Raw genomic sequence first — 17,346 nt, 5'->3', positions numbered from 1 at the left:
CGGGGCAGTCCTTTTATTTCAAAATTGAAGGCTGATACGGCTTATATTTCATGAATCTCAGAATCTGTAAAAACATAGAATTTTCCGCCTTTAGGAAGGTTTTTGGTATCCAGACCGGTAAATTCACTGAACGCAGGAAGCAACAGCTGATCTTTTGTCTGCACGAAACACGGCAGCCTGATATTTTTTACCGCTGAATTCAGGACAACACCGGGATGAATATGCCCTGTGATCTGGAATTCAGAAAGGGTTTTATCAAAATCATGCACGAAAGTAAAGCGATCAATGGTAAGAGATTCGGATTTAAAATTCAAACACAACTTTTTTTCCAATTCCAATGACAAGCGATCATGATTGCCTTTAATAAGACAGAACTGAAGATCCGGATACTGATTTCTCCAGCTGCAGAACTCATCTACATCAGAATTATCTCCGGCATGCAGAAGATCTCCAACCACAATAAATTTTTCCGGCTGAAAATATTCAATAAGAACAGAGAGCCTTTCCAAATCACTTTTCATGATATGATTAGCCAGAGCAATTCCGTTTTTCCGGAAATGAGCGGTTTTTCCAATATGAAGATCGGATAAAATTAAGGCTTTCTCTTTTTTCCAAAAGGCTGCACGCTGGTTGGTTAAAGTGAAAACTTCGCTGTTAAGAGTGATATTTTTAGTGGCAATATTCAATTTTTGTATAGTTTTTATTTTAACTACCCCGTCTTTTTGCTTTGCAAAAATCCACCCCTTCAAAGAAGGGGAATGGGGATCGAGAAAGGTTGGACGGAATACTTCCAGTCTGAAAGCGGGAACTGAAATTCTCAACCTCTTTTCCTTGCCTGTTCCATCATCCTTTTGATCCTCGAATCCAGGCTTTCACTTGAAAGGGTCTGTCTGAGGCTGTCTACTTTAATAGGGAAGCTCAGGGGTGTAAAGGTATGGGAATATTTTAAAATGATTTTTGATTTTTCTATTCTTTTAAATGCTTCCACCAGACGCGGTTCCTGAAGCTGCATATTGAAAACTTCGGTATAGGCCTGTCTGACAAGGAAATGATTGGGATCATAATCTTCCAGCACTTTAAAAATCAGGCCTGCAGAGCTTTGAAGGGATTTGTTGGAGCGTTGCTTTCCTGCATAGTTCTGGATGACCATTCCTGAAATTACTGCAATATCCCGGAATTTTCTTCTTGCCATTTCTGCAGAATTGATACTGGCTATCACATCATTCATCAGATTTTCCCGGGTCAAGATTTTATCCAGATTGTCTTCATTTAAAGGAATTTCCTTATCACTGAACAGTTCAAAACCATAATCATTCATAGCCATAGAAAAGGAAATAGGAGCCAGCTTTGAGACACGATAGGCAATCAGTGCAGCCATTACTTCGTGTACGAGGCGTCCTTCAAACGGATACATGAAAAGATGATAGCCTTCACGGTTTTTGATCAGCTCTACAAGAAATTCATCATCTTTAGGAATATGGGAATTTTTTTCCTGGCTGGCTAATAACGGATGTAAAAATTTAAGTTCTTTTTCTGAAGCTTTCGGGTTTAAAGCATGGGAAAGTTTTTCTCTTAAAAAATGCCCTAAATTCGAACTTAACGGAAGCCTTCCGCCTAGATAGCTTGGAGCCATTGCTTTTCCTTTTGCAGCCCGCACATATACGGTCATATCCTTGATCATGGCTACTTCAAGCGTTCGTCCGGCCAGAATGAATTTTTCTTCTTTTTTTAATTTTGAGATAAAATATTCTTCTACCATTCCGATATAGCCTCCGGAGATAAATTTTACCTTCAGCATGGCATCACTCACGATAACCCCCATATTCATACGATGAAGCATGGCGATTTTCCTGGAGGTTACTTTATAAAGACCGTCTTCCATGATGACGATCTTATGGAACTCTTCATAGCTTTTTAAAACACTTCCGCCAATGGTAAGGAAATCAAGAATACTTTTCCATTCTTCATCGGTCATTTCCTGAAAAGCGAATACTTTTTTAATCCTTTCGAATGTTTCTTCAGGATAAAATCCGTCTCCCACAGCTAAGGTCATCAGAAACTGTACAAGCACATCAAAGCACAAAACCTGGGGTTCCCGGGGTTCTATCACTTTCTGTTTTACTGCTTCCTTGAGTGCTGCTACCTCGATCAGCTCAAGAGAATGAGTGGGGACGCAGTAGATTTTAGAGGTTTCAAAAGGGGAGTGCCCGCTTCGTCCTGCGCGCTGAAGAAATCTGGCAACTCCTTTTGCCGAACCGATCTGAATAACGGTGTCTACAGGCTTAAAATCGATTCCGAGATCCAACGAGGAAGTCGATACTACGGCTTTAAGTTTTCCGGCACTTAAATTTTCTTCGATCCAGATCCGGAGATGAGCATCGATAGAACTGTGATGGATGGCAATCTGGCCTGCAAAATCAGGATAAGCGTCCAATAGAAGCTGATACCACATTTCACTCTGGCTCCGTGTATTGGTAAAAACAATGGTAGATTTTGAATCCAGAATAATGGGAACAATTTTATCGGCTAATTTAGCACCCAAATGTCCTGCCCATGGAAGAATGTCAAGCTCATCAGGAATAACCGGAAGAATATCTATTTTTTTATGTTCTCTGGCCGTTATTTTTGTTTTTTTAATATCGTAAGGAATTAAGACATCCATTGCTTCATCCAAGTTTCCAATGGTTGCTGTGATGCCCCATATTTTTATTTTCGGAACATATTTTTTCAATTGCGAAATGCCCAGCTCAACCATAACCCCACGTTTTGAGCCCAGCAATTCATGCCATTCATCGACTGCAACACATTTCAGATTCTGAAAGAAACGGTTATGATTTTTCTGTCCTAAAAGCAAGTGCAGACTTTCGGGAGTAACGACCAGAATTTCAGGCATATTACGGACCTGCTGCTGTCTGACTTTAGGGTCTGTGTCCCCGTTTCGGACGCCAACGGTCCAGTCGAGGCCAATTTCATCTATGGCTTCCTGCATCGCTTTGGCAATATCTTTGGACAGGGAGCGCAGGGGAGTGATCCAGATCATTTTCAGTCCTTTCTTATAGCTTTCAGGATGATTCATGAAATCTGAAATCAAAGCAAGGAAAACAGAAAATGTTTTTCCAAATCCGGTTGGTGCAACGACCATTCCACTGTATCCGTTCCCGAATTTCTGCCATGTATCTACCTGGAATTTAAAAGGGGAAATACCTTTATCAGCCATCCATTGCTGAATGACCCTGAACCCGTCTGTATTTTCAAATGCTTTCAATTATTGGATCAGTTTTTTTATTTCTTCCAGTTCATCTATTTCCTCCACGGTTTTATCTTTCCGCCACCTTACAATTCTTGGAAACCTTAAGGCAACACCGCTTTTATGCCTGCTGCTGAATCCTATACCTTCAAAGGCGATTTCAAAGACCAGCTCAGCTTTTACTGTACGGACAGGCCCGAATTTTTCTATGGCGTTCTTATTAACAAACTTACTGACTTCCATGATTTCTTTATCGGTAAGTCCGGAATAGGCTTTTGCAATGGTGACAAGAGCATCGCCGTTTTTTACTGCAAATGTATAGTCTGTGTAATAGGCACTCCGTCTTCCGCTGCCTTTTTGGGCGTAAATTAAAACAGCATCAATCGTCAGCGGACTTACTTTCCACTTCCACCAGTCACCTTTCTTCCTGCCGGCATGGTAAGGGGAGTCTCTTTGTTTCAGCATTAAACCTTCGCTGTTGATGTCTCTTGATGCTTCCCTTATTGTATTGAGATCGTCCCATTTTTCAAAACCAATGACCTGGGAAAGCTTAATATTTTGAGGGGTTTCGTTCAGCAGTAATTCTTCGAGCATTGCCCGTCTGGCTGCCATTGATTTTTCACGGAGGTCGGTTCCCTCAAGCTCCAGTAAGTCATAAACAAAAACTTCAATAGGAATATCTGCCAGCATTTTTTTGGTTAAAGTTTTCCTGTTTAATCTTTTTTGTAATTCATTAAAGTTTAAAACATTAGAATCCTTTACCGCAAGTATTTCTCCATCTAAAACAAAATTACCTTTCATGGCCTGTACGGTATCTTTTATTTCCGGAAATTGGTCTGTGACGAGCTCTTCACCCCTTGACCATATAAAGACTTCATCATTTCTCCTGATAATCTGTCCACGGATTCCGTCCCATTTGTATTCTGTCTGCCAGTCTTCAGGATCTCCCAGTTCTTCAAGCTCTTTTTCCAGCGGATAAGCCAGGCAGAAAGGATAGGGTTTTGAATTATCAGGATTAACATTTTCTGCCGAAATCAGTTCCTGAAATGTAACTTCACCGGGTACCCATTTACCCATCAGGCTGTGCATAAGAGTGCTGGATTCCTGGGAAGAAAATCTGGTCAGCGCATTGATGAGTGTTTTATCCGAAACACCGATCCTGAAACTTCCGCCCAGTAATTTATTAAAAATTAAGCGTTCTGTATAATCCAGCCCGTTCCATGATTTTAATACAAATTCTTTTTTTTCAGCGTCTGATTTATCTTTTAAATGAACAATATCCAGCATCCATTGGGATAAGGTACGGTCGATTTTTTCGGCTGGTGGGGGAAGGATGAGAGAAAGTGTTTCTCCCAGGTCACCCACTGAAGAATAGCTTTCCTGAAACAGCCAGAACGGCAGCTGTGTGATCTCCAGGGCCCATTCTTTCATATAATTGGTATTGACATTTCTCTTAGGCCTTTTTCCTGTAAAGAGAGCAATAAACCATACTTTATCTTCATCCGGAGCCCGTTCCAGATAATCGATGATGGCGTCTATTTTCGCATTGGTCTTATTGGTAGTTTCCAAGGCATTGATCAAATCTGCAAAATGTTTCATGGCCCGGGGTTTTCAATGATTTCTTTTTCAGATTCTTCTTCATCTTCTCCAAACTGGGTTTGTACAACATCTGACTTGATATTAATTTCATTTAAATATTTCGAAAAAACTTCGGTCTGTCCGTGAGTGACGTGTACAATTTCAGCTTCCGTAGCTTTCACGGCCTGCAAAAGCCCTTTCCAGTCGGCATGATCGCTCATGGCAAATCCTGCATCGGCACTTCGCCATCTTCTGGCACCACGGACCTGCATCCAGCCGGAACAGATTGCTGTGGCTGCATCCGGTATTTTTTTAATAATATTGCTGTCAAGCAATGCTGGGGGAACAATAACAATTTCATGCTGAACTTCCTTAGCATTCTCTCTGAAATCGGCGACTGTGTAATCCGGAAGATTAATTCCGACAGATTCAAAGGTTTCATTGAGTTTTCCGATGGAATAGTGAACATAAATTTTTCCCAAACCTTCCACCGCCTTCATAATACGTTGTGCTTTTCCTAAAGAATATCCTATAAATACGGATGTTTTTGCATTTTCCTGATTTTTGAGCACCCAGGTCTGAAGTTTTTTATTGAGATCAGGGACCTCCAGCCAGTTGTAAATGGGCAATCCAAAAGTACTTTCAGTTACAAATTCATTGCATTTCACCAGCTCAAACGGGGTACTCAAACCGTCTTCCTGTACTTTATAATCTCCGGAAATAACGGTAACATATCCTTTGTATTCTAATCTGATCTGGGCTGAGCCAATGATATGTCCGGCAGGATGCAGCGAAACTTTTACTCCATTCAGGGTTATGGTTTCACCGTATTCAACACCCTGGCACTCGATATCAGGGCCGATTCTCTGGTAAAGAATGGGTTTTGTATAGTGATGGCAAAGGTATTTCTTCATTCCCCAGCGGGCGTGGTCGGCATGTCCGTGTGTGATGACCGCCAGGTCTACAGGTCTCCAGGGATCAATATAAAATTTACCCTGAGGGCAGTAAATGCCTTTTTTTGTAAATGTTATCAGCTTCAATGGAAAATATTTTGATTTTCTATAAAACGTTCTGTATTTATAGAAGTTTGGTTATGTTTTAGCCTTCAAAAATCTAACCAATCCTGCATTTTTGTATGAAAATATTAAAGAGTTTGTAATTAAAACTTTAAAATCAATTTTATTTTGTATTTTTATCTACCTACTAATAGATAGACAGATGAATACGAAAGATAAAATTATTGAAATAGGAAATAAACTGCTCACTGAAAGAGGCTATAATGCTTTTAGCTATGCTGATATAGCAAAAAGCATTAATATAAAAACATCTTCTATACACTACCATTTCCCATCCAAAGCAGAGCTTTGCCTGGCCATTATTGAGCTGCACCGGCAACGGATCCTGAGTCTTAAAAATTCCCAGAACACATTCTCAGCAACGGAAAAACTGCAAAAACTTTTTAATTATTACCTTTTTCTAATTGATAAGCAGCAAATCTGCCTGACCGGTACTTTAGCCTCTGATTATAATTCACTGGATGAAAAAATCACAGAGAAACTAAAAGACTTCAACGAGACCATTCTTTCCCATACAACAGCAATTCTGGAATCAGGAATTGAAAAAAAAGAATTCCGTATGATTAAGAACTGCCGGTTAAAGGCTTTGGAACTTTTATCTCTGTTAGTTGGGCTGGCACAGGTAGGAAGATTATATGCGAAAGAAGATATTCAACTTTTAATGGACGAAATTATTAATAATCTAAAACTTTAAAAATGAGTTTTTACCAAAATGTAAGCAAATACGGAGCAAAGATTATCGGACTGCCGAAGCTCTTTAAATGGGCATTCAATGTATCTCCTATGTACCGCAGAAGCACTGCCAGAATACAGTCTGTATCCGAAGATTTATCAAAGATCTGCATAAAACTTCCTATCAGTTATAAGAACAAAAATTATATGGGAACCATTTTTGGAGGCAGCATGTTTTCTTCAGTAGATCCCATCCCAATGGTACAGCTGATATATCTTACCAACCATCAATACGTTATTTGGGATAAATCTGCAGAAATCTATTTCAAACGTCCTGCCAATAATGACCTTTATGCGGAGTTTATTTACACAAAAGAGGAATTGGATGAAATAAAAGAACGGATAAAAACCGAAAATGAAATTGTCATTGTAAAAACAACACAACTTACAGATAAAAATAAAGAAACCCTTTACTGTGAGATAAAGAAAACAATCTACATTGCTGATAAAAATTTTTATAAACAGAAACGGGAATTAAAAAAGCAAAAATCTGAATAACATACCCGCTTTCAAATACCATTCATAAATTATACAAACATTAAGGCAAAAGTGCTCTGTATTCCTTACGGTCATTGACAAAAGTTAATGATCATCTCCCCACAAGCTTAAACTCTCTTGTTGCTCTTGCATTTTTAGGTGATTTAAATACTGTTCAGTTTGAGATGATCAGTATAAATATGTTTTTTATATAGAGCTTTTCAGCAATAAAACATTGAACTTTTCAGCAATAAATATCTTACTGAAATCTATGAACTTTGTCCTGTAACAATAAAGAAAACAAAATGAGCAAAACAATTTTAATTACAGGCGCAGCAAGCGGTTTCGGAAAAATAGCCGCATTTGATCTGGCTAAAAAAGGCCACAAGGTTATTGCAACAGCACAGGTGTATCCACAGATGAGTGATTTAATCAGGGAAGCAGGCGAACAGGGAATCGAACTTACGGTTGATAAACTGGATGTAACGAATTCACAGGACATCAATTATATCCTTAAAAAATATGATATTGATATTCTGATCAGCAATGCCGGTATTATGGAAGGAGGCCCTATTGCTGAGCAGCCACTGGAGCTTATCCGTTCTATGTTTGATGTGAATGTTTTTGGCGGATTGCAACTGGCACAAGGCTTTGTTAAAAAATTCATTGAACAAAAGAAGCCAGGCAAGATTGTATTCACAACTTCAATGGGAGGATTATGGACGGTTCCATATGTAGCAGCTTATTGTGCTTCAAAGCATGCTATGGAAGCTATTGCTGAGGGATTAAAAACTGAACTGGCTCCGTTCAATATCAAGATCGCAACCTGTAACCCGGGCGTTTTTGGAACAGGGTTTAATGACAGGGGAGTAGACTCTATTTTCCGATGGTATAATCCTGAAGTGAACTTTACTCCTGAATCTGCTTTTGACGGGGCGGCCGATTCTCTTGCCCATCAGCTGGATCCGCAGTCTATGGCAGAAGTGATTGTGAATGTAGCGCTGGATGACAATTCTAATTTCAGGAATGTACACCCTAAAGAAACGGAAGATTTTGTAAAACAATTACAGGCCGATGCATGGACTGCAAAAAGTTAAACAATGAGTATAACGTATAACCAGGCTGCAAAAGCGCTTCAGGCAGCCACAGAAAAAGCAAAATCCATCAATATTCCTGTAAGTATTGCCGTTGTGGATGCAGGAGGACATCTTGTGACCATGGCAAGACTGGACAGTGTTTACGGTGTTATCGATTTTGCAGTTAAGAAAGCGAAAACTGCAGTAATGTTCGGTGTCGACAGTGATGTAATGGGAACAATCATTGCGGGAGCAGACATTCATGGATACGGCATGCTGAATTCCAATGACGGGCTTCTTACCATTGCTGGCGGAGTAGTGATCAAAGATGCTGAGGGAAAAATCATAGGTGCAATAGCGTCTTCCGGGGGAACTCCTGAACAGGATAAAGAGATTGCAGAGGCAGGTGCTGCTGTTATGGCTTAAATTTCAGATATTTGTAGTATGGAGAAAACTTCGGAAATCATATTCGATAAACTGGTATATTCCTGTGCTTTTGAAATGTACAGGGGGCACGAGGAATTTATTCCCGATCATTTTCTGGGCTATCAGCTGTCCGGTGAAACCCATGCTTTTCATGACAAAGGCAAAACTGTTATAAAGGAGAATACAGTAGTGCTCGTCAGAAAAAATCAACTGATCCGAACGGTAAAACATCCTTCAAAGAATAAAAAGTACCAGTTTCTGTCCATAACTCTCGACCAGGAAACGCTCCGTCAGTATGCAGCAGAATATAAAATGACCCCATCCGAAAGATTTCCAGATAATGAAAGGCTTTTTTTTGAGTCTGATGAATTTTTCAGCGGATATTTTACTTCACTGCTTCCGTATATTGACAAAACAAAAACAGCCACTTCCAGACTGGCGGTTTTAAAGGTTAAAGAGGCAATTGAGCTGATTCTGCAGGCTAATCCTGATTTTAAAAACCTGCTTTTTGATTTTTCAGAACCGCATAAGATCGATCTTAAGGAGTTTATGAATAAGAATTTCAAATTCAATGTGCCGGTGGAAACGTTTGCAAGGCTTACAGGCCGCAGCCTTTCGGGGTTTAAGCGTGATTTCAATAAAGCTTTCAACATGACGCCTAAACAATGGCTTAAAGAAAAAAGACTGGAAGAAGCGTATTACCAGATCCGGCATAGGAATAAAAAGCCATCTGATATTTATCTCGAACTGGGATTTGAAAATCTGTCCCATTTCTATTATTCTTTTAAACAAAAGTTTGGTTTAACGACCAGCAAGGTTTAATAAAAACACATATCTATAAAAAAGGAGCAGCTTACCGTTGCTCCTTTTATTTGTTAACATGCTTAAAATTATAACCTATAATTGCAAGTGTCCGGAAAAGCAAAGTTTTAATATATTTGGGGTGGCTATCTTAGATGATAAATCCGGATTATAACTTATAGAATAAAATTCGTTTAACCCTGAAATTCATTTTATAGGTTGTTTACGAATATTAAATTTAGAAATGAAAAATTCAAACCTGGCAATTTCAGCAACACTTTTAGCGATTATCTGTGTACAGGGAGGTGCTTCCATTGCTAAACAGCTCTTTCCTCTGATAGGCCCTATTGGGACTGTTAGTTTGAGGATCGGACTTTCTGCTGTGTTGCTCATTTTGATTAACCGTCCGAAATTTTTGCAGTTCACCGCACAAAAATGGAAGTACTGTGCAATGTATGGGATTGGTCTGGCAGCGATGAATCTCGTTTTCTACATGGCTATTCAAAGGATCCCGTTGGGGCTGGCGGTTACGGTAGAATTTGCAGGGCCTTTATTTTTGGCCATTGCTTTATCCCGGAAATTGCTGGACGTAGTATGGGCATTGCTGGCCTGTATTGGGATATTACTCATTGTTCCGTGGCAAAGCGATCATGTTGATCTGGTTGGAATTGGATTGGCTTTTCTTGCAGGAATGTTTTGGGCGGTATACATCGTCATGGGTGGAAAAGTGGCTAAAATTATGGATGGAAAAGATGCGGTTACCACCGGAATGGTATTTGCAAGTCTGGTTATCATCCCTTTTACCATATGGGACGGAGCTGTATTCAATCTTACGCCTTCTATTTTTGTAAAAGGTTTAGGAGTGGCTATTTTGTCTAGTGCGTTGCCATTTTCACTGGAAATAATGGCATTGAAAAGACTTCCCGCAAAGACCTTCAGTATTCTGATGAGCCTGGAACCTGCATTTGCAGCTCTTTCGGGTTGGGTATTTCTGGTAGAAGAACTGAGTTTTTTACAATGGATTTCAATCAGTTGCGTCATTGTGGCCAGTATAGGAACAACAGTTTTCAGTAAAGCGACGGCTCAGAATGAAATTGTTCAAAGCAAAGAATAAGCTTCTGCATAAAAAAGGTGTATCATTGTATCATTTTTCAGGCTGATTCTTCAAATAATTAATAATTCCGATCACATCATCCTTACCGAAACCATCATCATGGGCAGACTGGTAGGTTTTGCTCAGAACCTCAGATAGAGGAAAATCAGCACCGGCATTCTGAGCTAATAAAATATCTTTCAGCATGAGATCGAGAGCAAAAGCAGGCTCATATTGGTTTTTGATCAGCATAGGTGTTTTTACTTTGGTAGCGCCACTTCCGCTGGCACTTTCATTGATGATTTCCAGCATAGCCGTTCGGTCGATTCCCAATTGATCTGCAAACAGAACGGTTTCCGCCAATCCCTGGTAAATAGCAGACAGGAAATAATTGATGGAAAGTTTCCCTGCAATTCCTTTTCCGTTTTCTCCTAAATGCTTTACTGCTTTTCCAAGCTTTTCAAGATATGGCATGGCCCGTGAAAGATCTTTTTCTTCACCACCTGCCATAATGATCAGCGTTCCTTCTGCAGCAGGAACAGTACTTCCGGCTACCGGCGCATCGATGAAAGCTGCTTCTTTTATCTTAACAGCTCCGCTGAGCTCTGCCGTGGCCTGTGGAGAGATGGTGCTCATGTCTATAAAAAGTTTTCCGGCAATATCCGATTTCAGGATATCTTCGTAAACTGCTTTGGCAGCATGGTCATCGGTAAGCATTGTAAATACGATGGTGCTGTTCTCCACCAGATCTGAAATCTGAGTGTAAACGGTTGATTTTTCTTTAAAATCTTTAGTTTTTTCAGATGATCTGTTGTAAACTGAAAGCGGGAATCCTGCTTTTTCAATATTTTTTGCCATAGAATGGCCCATACTTCCTAACCCTATGAATCCTATTTTCTCTTTCTCCATGCTTGATTTTTTTACGGGGATTAAACAATGGCATTTAATTACACTGGAAAAATGAATTTCATCATGTAAACCTGCTCTATTTGCCTCAAAAAACCGACCAAAGCAAGGCTGTATTTTTACAATATTTTTTGTTGATTAACTTTTAAAACCCGGAAAACTTACGGAAATTTGCAGCAAATAAAAATCAATGAAGATTATAGACGTCGAAAAATGGAACAGGAAAGAGCATTTTGAATTTTTCTCAAAAATGGACAGCCCGTACTTTGGCTTTACCACTGAAGTAGACTGTACAAAAGCTTATGCCTATGCAAAGGAAAACGGCCATTCTTTTTTCGCGACCTATCTTCATAGGTCAATGGTTGCCGTAAATGCCGTAGACGAGCTGAAACTGCGGATTGTAGACAATCAGGTGGTTTTATATAATGTCATTCATGCAGGCACTACAATAGGAAGGGCAGACGGGACTTTTGGTTTTGCATTTATTCCTTTTTCAAACGATTTTAATAGATTCAATGGTATTATGCAGGAGGAAATAGAGGATGTACAGCGTACATCAGGGATCAGGATGAATAATGGTGAACTTGGTAAGGATCTCATCAGGCATTCAACCATTCCATGGAATTCTTTCAGCGCACTGCTTCATCCTACCAGTTATAACAATTCTGAATCTGTCCCGAAAATTACATTCGGGAAATTCAGCATCCGTGACGGAAGAAAATTTCTTCCGGTTTCTGTGGAGGCTCATCACGGGCTGGCGGATGGAATTCATATTGCGAGATATCTGGAGGAGTTTCAGAAGCAGCTTGATGAGTTTTAAATCCTGTAAAATTCTATTTTATTAAAGTAAGAATCAGTACATAATTTTTCTATTCTCTATTTTCAAAATCTTATCTTTTTCCATACTTTTTATGGCTCTTATTACTGTTTCTACGCGCAGACCGGTAAGGGAAGCAAGTTGTTGTCTCGTCAGAGGAATTTGGAAAGAATAGGGTGTTTTGTCCTCATCATAGCTTTTGAAATAATCCATTAGCTGTTTCAGCTTCAGCATAGGATTCTGGAAAGAAAGATTATAAAGCATCATATATTTGTAATACATTCTTTCTGCCATACATTGATAGACATTCAGGGAAACTTCCTGGTTTTCCTTTATTAAATTCAAAAAATTCGATTTTGGAAGTTTGAAAATTTGGGAATCCTTTATAGCGATTGCATTCATTGGATAAGGACGGTCTATAAACAGAAGAGACTCTCCAAAACTGTATCCGTCGTAAAATATATTCTGAATAAATTCTTTTCCGTTCTCCGTATAATTATTGAGCTTAACCTGCCCTTGCTTAATCTGGTAATAAAACATAGGAAATTCTCCTTCGCGGAAAATGATATCACTCGATTTATATGCTTTAGTTTCTGCTCCAAATGAAATTAATAAATCTTCTACAATCATGGTATAATAAGCTAATTAAAATTTTAAACAAATGTTTAACCATTGATGTCTTTCATTATGCAATAAACAGAAAAGCTGAAAATTTCAATAATGTAAAGAACGGCAATTTTAATGAGTTTCTTCAATATGTCCTACCACATACATACCACAATATTTTGATAGCCTCATATTAAAATCTTTTAATATTCATAATAGAGAATATAATCCTTAAGAACATTGATTAAGATCATAAAAAACAAAATTTACATCTGCTACATTTGTTGAAATATAAAATATAGTTTAACCTAAATTTTGAGCTGGAAATATAATAAATACACTAATTATAAACGGGGCGTGGTATGTATGTGGTATTTTAATTCTGTAGAATTTTAATCATTTTCTCTTTCTTTGTTCCTTTTAAAATAGTTAAAGAATGAGCGTCAGATAGAGGTTTGCAAGAAAAAATACCGATCCGGAAAGTGTATTTAGAATTATAAATTATAGACTGTAATCTTAAACTTCCATAACACCATAAACAACTGTTACAATAACAGGAAAAGAAGAATAGGTACTGGTGCTGTACATACTAAAGCACCGGAAATAAGTAGAGATGAGAAAATATTATGAAAAACGAAAAACCGCAATCTAATTTAGAAGATTTGAATCAAAAAATTTTTATGCAGGACGAAATTATCACTTTAGCTAAAGAAAATTCACCACGTCTGTTGAATAAATTCAGGTTAGTTTACCCTGATTTTTTTGACAAAATAGCTAAAATACACCCCAATCTCAAAAACTCTGAATTGATTTTTTGCATTTATCTAAAACTTAACTTCACTACTAAGGAAATTGCAACTTATACTTTTGTGACTCCAAAAGCCATTCAGAACAGAAAAAACCGGATCCGGAAAAAACTTAATATTCCTTCCGAAATGGATATTTACAAGTGGTTTAATGATCTTTAAAAACAATTTTTTGCATTAGATTATATTTGGATTACTGCTTTGGCCAGATCGTGGTAAAGCAGTATTTTCCATTGTTCATCAGCAGCTTCTTTCTGCCATTTCAGTCTTAATTCCATTGCTTTTCTACCATCAGAATCACTTTTATAAGCAAGATGGTATTTAAGGTAAGATTCCTGGGGAAGATCATCCGCTCCGTAAAAAACAGTTTCCCCGTTTTCTCTGATCCAGAATACCTGCATAAAAGGGGTATGGCCACCCACCACTTCAAAAGAAATCCCGCTAGCGATCTCTCCCTGATCTTCACTCATCCATACAATATTGGGAAGGCTGATCAGTTTTTCCAATGTATCAAAATCAAAAGAAGGATTCCCTTTATTTTCCATTGCAAAAGCCAGTTCTCTTTTTTGAATATAAATTTCTGCATTGGGAAATGCCGGCTGAAAATCATTGCCGTTCCGTATGATACTCCCATCAATATGGTCTTTATGAAGGTGTGAAAGAAGAAGTTTTGTGATCTGTTCCGGTTTTATATCCTCTTTTTCCAATAGCTCGGAAATGACAGTTTTTCCTTCAGCGTTTTTCCAACCTATGCCGGCATCAAGAAGGATATAATCATTGGCTGTAATAATAAGAAACGGCTGCACAGACATTTTAATTCCTTTCACTGTATCAAAATTTTCATCTGTCAATAGTGTAAAGTCCTTTGTTTTGCTGGCCGAGAAGTTGCCCTCTTTGAGCGGAATAATTTTCATTCTGCAAATTTCCCAAATATTTCTAAAACCTGAAAACCTTTTTTTCAATAGAGCTCATCGGAAAAAACGATCATCTTACCAGCTGTTCAACCCGTTGTTCAGAGCTCTGATATAATTTTCTTCATCAAAAGAGTAGAGGTCAGGAGCTTTATGGGCGCCACCGCGTCTCTGTTCTTCCAGCTTTTTCAGGATTCCCAAAGACTTCATTTTCGTATAGAAATTCCCACGGTTAAGTTCTTTTCCCAACACAGCTTCATATAATTTCTGAAGTTCAGGAAGCGTAAATTTTTCCGGAAGAAGGTTTCGCCCGATAGGTATTGCTGCAATTTTCTGCCTCAATATGAGAAGAGCTTTTTTAATGATCTCACGGTGATCCATCGCAAGTTCAATTTCCTGCAGTTTGCTGAGGAAGATCCATTCGCAGGTCTCACTGTATTGATCGGGAATGATGTTAAGCATTGACGGGTTATAAAGTGCATAATATCCTACAGAAATAAACCGTTGTTTTTGAAAAAGAGTTTCATCAAAATCCTCAAAATAAGATTCACTTCTGTTTTTTCTTCCGAACACTCCGAATTCTTCAAGATAAACATCTGCAACACCGGTTCTTTCTTTGAGGATTCTTTTAACAGCTTCATCCAGATCTTCATCTTTTTTAACATAGCCGCCCGGCAGCAGCCATTTTTGCCTGTAATTGGTCTTTAGAAGCAGAACTTTAAGTTCATTATGCTCAAATCCGAAAATAACGGGATCGGCTGAAATATGAGGCAGGAAAATTTCTTTTGCCTCGGCAGATTGCTGTAAAAGCTGTTGTTTAAAATCCATGGAACTAATCTGAGATTGTGTCTTATTACAAATTTGCTGAAAAAAAATGAAAAATCCTTTACATAGAGACTTTAAAAAAATCACTTTAATAATCTTAAAAAAAGAAAAGCAACTACAAAATATTTACAGATACTTTACGTTAGAGATAAGACACAAAATACATGGCTGACTTTCTGTAAAGCTATTAACTGACGAAAAACAATTCCCGCTTTTACTGCTGACAAATTATTTTAAGATTAAATGCCATAGTTGATTGAAAGAGGCCGTTCCAAATAAACGGCCTCTTTTTTATAAATTCATTATCTTTGCTGATCTTAAGCTGAACTTTTTATTTGGCTGTTTCAACCCTTAAACGTTAGCAGTTCATAATTCTAATCATATCATGCAGGCAAACTTATCCTCTGGCATCTCCCGTACTGTAATCTGGCTTATGGCTGTTATTTCAGGTCTTGTGGTAGCCAATAACTATTATAACCAGCCATTATTGGCACTGATTTCGGACGATCTTCATGTTTCTGAAAGTGCGGCAGGAAGAATTTCTGTGCTTACCCAGGTAGGCTATGCGCTGGGGCTTTTACTTCTGGTGCCTTTGGGAGATAAATTTTTCCGTAAGAAATTAATCTTATTTGATCTGGTTCTTGTATTCGGATCGTTGCTTTGGATGACCTTTGCCACCGAATTATGGATGCTGTACGCAGCAAGCCTGCTGATAGGAGCGACTTCCGTCATTCCACAGCTGTTTGTACCTATTGCAGCAGAATTATCTTCGGATAAAGAAAAATCTTCCAATATTGGACTTGTAATGTCCGGGTTGCTTCTTGGAATCCTTTTGTCACGCTTTATTGGCGGTATCGTAGGCGAAGTCTGGGGTTGGAGAGCTATGTTCGGAATTGCAGCGGGATTAATGATCGTAGTGTGGATCGCCGTATACAAAATGCTTCCGGAAATGCAGCCAAATTTCAAAGGAACGTACAAGGAACTAATGCGGTCCGTGGTTCATCTGGCAAAAACACAGCCTATCTTACGCCTCGCTTCATTCCGGGGAGCGATGGCTTTCGGGTCTATGTGTGCTTTATTTACAACGTTGGTCTTTCATATGGAAAAGCCGCCTTTCAATGCGGGCTCTTCCGTAGTAGGGAGCTTCGGGCTGGCCGGAGCTGTAGGAGCACTGGCAGCCGCAAAAGTGGGTAAACTTCAGAAATATCTGGATATCAACAGAATCATATTGTACTCACTTTTTATAGTAGTGGGAAGCTGGGCATTTACCTATTTTGCCGGGGAAACTTATTGGGGCCTGATCGTTGGTGTTATCCTGGTAGACCTGGGCGTACAGTCCAGCCATATTATGAACCAGACCAATTACTTTTTAATCAAATCCAATGCGGTTAACAGATTGAATACTGTTTATATGGTTTCTTATTTCATCGGCGGATCCCTCGGAACGTGGCTGGCTTCTATAGCCTGGCAATATGCACAGTGGGAGGGAGTATGCTTTGTAGGAGCATCTTTTGGACTGCTGGCCATTTTAGCTCATCTTGTATTCAGTAATAAAGTAAACGCACCCCAGCCTTAATTTTCAGCCTCTGCCTTACTCATATTTTCCTGAACCAAGTCCCTGTGTTTGGTTCCCCATTTTTCCAGATCTTCCCAGATCGGGATCAGTTCTCTGGCAATATCCGTGAGCTCATAATCTACTCTTGGCGGAACTTCAGCATGTACTGTTCTTTTTACCAGCCCTTCTTTTTCCAGTTCCCGGAGTTGAAGTGTGAGCATTCTTTCGGTAATTCCACAGATCCGGTCGCGCACTTCACTAAAACGCAGTTTTCCGTCTTTTAACCTGTTTAAAATCAAAAGCTTCCACCTGCCTCCGATCTTGCAGACAGCATAAGACAAATCACACTCCTGTATGTACTTTTTATTGATGTTATTCGTTGAATTTTCCTTTATTTTTCCCATAGCTTACAAA

General features: G+C 38.9%; 18 protein-coding genes. 9 read left to right on the top strand and 9 right to left on the bottom strand.

Features of this window, described 5'->3' with window-relative positions; genetic code table 11:
• Positions 1–41: 41 nt before the first annotated feature.
• The 4 genes from pdeM to V6R96_RS13590 are packed head-to-tail and all read right to left on the bottom strand — an operon-like array spanning position 42 to position 5,865.
• Positions 42–821: a ligase-associated DNA damage response endonuclease PdeM gene (gene pdeM, locus V6R96_RS13605; RefSeq protein WP_336379456.1), complete on the bottom strand. Its 780-nt coding sequence runs from the start codon at positions 819–821 to the stop codon at positions 42–44.
• On the bottom strand, positions 818–3,265 hold the full coding sequence (locus V6R96_RS13600) for a ligase-associated DNA damage response DEXH box helicase (RefSeq protein ID WP_336379457.1): 2,448 nt from the start codon (positions 3,263–3,265) through the stop codon (positions 818–820). Before V6R96_RS13600 ends, pdeM begins: the two co-directional genes overlap by 4 nt.
• Positions 3,266–4,846 (bottom strand): ATP-dependent DNA ligase, encoded by a 1,581-nt coding sequence (locus tag V6R96_RS13595; protein WP_336379458.1) that lies wholly within the window; start codon positions 4,844–4,846, stop codon positions 3,266–3,268.
• Positions 4,843–5,865 carry a ligase-associated DNA damage response exonuclease gene (locus V6R96_RS13590; RefSeq protein WP_336379459.1) on the bottom strand — a complete coding sequence of 341 codons (1,023 nt, stop codon included), beginning with the start codon at positions 5,863–5,865 and terminating at the stop codon, positions 4,843–4,845. The genes V6R96_RS13595 and V6R96_RS13590 overlap by 4 nt, the downstream gene beginning before the upstream one ends.
• A gap of 178 nt (positions 5,866–6,043) precedes the next feature.
• Here V6R96_RS13590 and V6R96_RS13585 point away from each other — a divergent pair, with 178 nt between their 5' ends.
• The 6 genes from V6R96_RS13585 (at position 6,044) to V6R96_RS13560 (ending at position 10,527) form a co-directional block, all read left to right on the top strand.
• Complete coding sequence (locus tag V6R96_RS13585) at positions 6,044–6,595, top strand: TetR/AcrR family transcriptional regulator (RefSeq protein WP_111953394.1); 552 nt, start codon at positions 6,044–6,046, stop codon at positions 6,593–6,595.
• Positions 6,596–6,597: 2 nt separating this feature from the next.
• Positions 6,598–7,131 (top strand): DUF4442 domain-containing protein, encoded by a 534-nt coding sequence (locus tag V6R96_RS13580; protein ID WP_336379460.1) that lies wholly within the window; start codon positions 6,598–6,600, stop codon positions 7,129–7,131.
• A gap of 284 nt (positions 7,132–7,415) precedes the next feature.
• Positions 7,416–8,207 carry an SDR family oxidoreductase gene (locus tag V6R96_RS13575; RefSeq protein ID WP_223559493.1) on the top strand — a complete coding sequence of 264 codons (792 nt, stop codon included), beginning with the start codon at positions 7,416–7,418 and terminating at the stop codon, positions 8,205–8,207.
• A gap of 3 nt (positions 8,208–8,210) precedes the next feature.
• Positions 8,211–8,612: a heme-binding protein gene (locus tag V6R96_RS13570; RefSeq protein ID WP_336379461.1), complete on the top strand. Its 402-nt coding sequence runs from the start codon at positions 8,211–8,213 to the stop codon at positions 8,610–8,612.
• Positions 8,613–8,630: 18 nt separating this feature from the next.
• Complete coding sequence (locus V6R96_RS13565; protein WP_336379462.1) at positions 8,631–9,434, top strand: AraC family transcriptional regulator; 804 nt, start codon at positions 8,631–8,633, stop codon at positions 9,432–9,434.
• Positions 9,435–9,657: 223 nt separating this feature from the next.
• Positions 9,658–10,527, top strand: a complete 870-nt coding sequence (locus tag V6R96_RS13560; protein WP_111953404.1) for a DMT family transporter — start codon at positions 9,658–9,660, stop codon at positions 10,525–10,527.
• A 30-nt stretch (positions 10,528–10,557) separates the two neighbouring features.
• Here the strand turns inward: V6R96_RS13560 and V6R96_RS13555 are convergent, their stop codons facing one another.
• Positions 10,558–11,415: an NAD(P)-dependent oxidoreductase gene (locus tag V6R96_RS13555; RefSeq protein ID WP_336379463.1), complete on the bottom strand. Its 858-nt coding sequence runs from the start codon at positions 11,413–11,415 to the stop codon at positions 10,558–10,560.
• Between the two features lie 187 nt (positions 11,416–11,602).
• Between V6R96_RS13555 and V6R96_RS13550 the strand changes: the two genes are divergently transcribed.
• Positions 11,603–12,232: a chloramphenicol acetyltransferase gene (locus V6R96_RS13550; RefSeq protein WP_336379464.1), complete on the top strand. Its 630-nt coding sequence runs from the start codon at positions 11,603–11,605 to the stop codon at positions 12,230–12,232.
• 33 nt (positions 12,233–12,265) lie between these two features.
• On the opposite strand, the gene V6R96_RS13545 is transcribed toward V6R96_RS13550, so the two are convergent.
• Positions 12,266–12,859 carry a Crp/Fnr family transcriptional regulator gene (locus tag V6R96_RS13545; protein WP_111953410.1) on the bottom strand — a complete coding sequence of 198 codons (594 nt, stop codon included), beginning with the start codon at positions 12,857–12,859 and terminating at the stop codon, positions 12,266–12,268.
• Between the two features lie 602 nt (positions 12,860–13,461).
• Between V6R96_RS13545 and V6R96_RS13540 the strand changes: the two genes are divergently transcribed.
• Positions 13,462–13,803, top strand: coding sequence for a hypothetical protein (locus tag V6R96_RS13540; RefSeq protein ID WP_111953414.1), 342 nt, complete (start codon positions 13,462–13,464; stop codon positions 13,801–13,803).
• Between the two features lie 20 nt (positions 13,804–13,823).
• Here the strand turns inward: V6R96_RS13540 and V6R96_RS13535 are convergent, their stop codons facing one another.
• Together V6R96_RS13535 and V6R96_RS13530 are read right to left on the bottom strand one after the other, a co-directional pair.
• The gene (locus V6R96_RS13535) at positions 13,824–14,555 is read right to left on the bottom strand and encodes an MBL fold metallo-hydrolase (protein ID WP_111953416.1); all 732 of its coding nucleotides are present in this window, start codon (positions 14,553–14,555) and stop codon (positions 13,824–13,826) included.
• Between the two features lie 75 nt (positions 14,556–14,630).
• Positions 14,631–15,380 carry an NrtR DNA-binding winged helix domain-containing protein gene (locus V6R96_RS13530; RefSeq protein WP_336379465.1) on the bottom strand — a complete coding sequence of 250 codons (750 nt, stop codon included), beginning with the start codon at positions 15,378–15,380 and terminating at the stop codon, positions 14,631–14,633.
• A 382-nt stretch (positions 15,381–15,762) separates the two neighbouring features.
• On the opposite strand from V6R96_RS13530, the gene V6R96_RS13525 reads away from it, so the two are divergent.
• Positions 15,763–16,953, top strand: a complete 1,191-nt coding sequence (locus V6R96_RS13525; RefSeq protein ID WP_336379466.1) for an MFS transporter — start codon at positions 15,763–15,765, stop codon at positions 16,951–16,953.
• Here the strand turns inward: V6R96_RS13525 and V6R96_RS13520 are convergent.
• The gene (locus V6R96_RS13520; RefSeq protein WP_336379467.1) at positions 16,950–17,336 is read right to left on the bottom strand and encodes a winged helix-turn-helix transcriptional regulator; all 387 of its coding nucleotides are present in this window, start codon (positions 17,334–17,336) and stop codon (positions 16,950–16,952) included. The two genes, V6R96_RS13525 and V6R96_RS13520, sit on opposite strands and share 4 nt — an antisense overlap.
• Positions 17,337–17,346: the final 10 nt, after the last annotated feature.

It is taken from the genome of Chryseobacterium sp. CCNWLW53 (assembly GCF_037083525.1).
Classification (GTDB): domain Bacteria; phylum Bacteroidota; class Bacteroidia; order Flavobacteriales; family Weeksellaceae; genus Chryseobacterium; species Chryseobacterium lathyri.
Note: the sequence above shows the minus strand (reverse complement) of the source record. Positions and strands in the feature narration are given on the sequence as shown.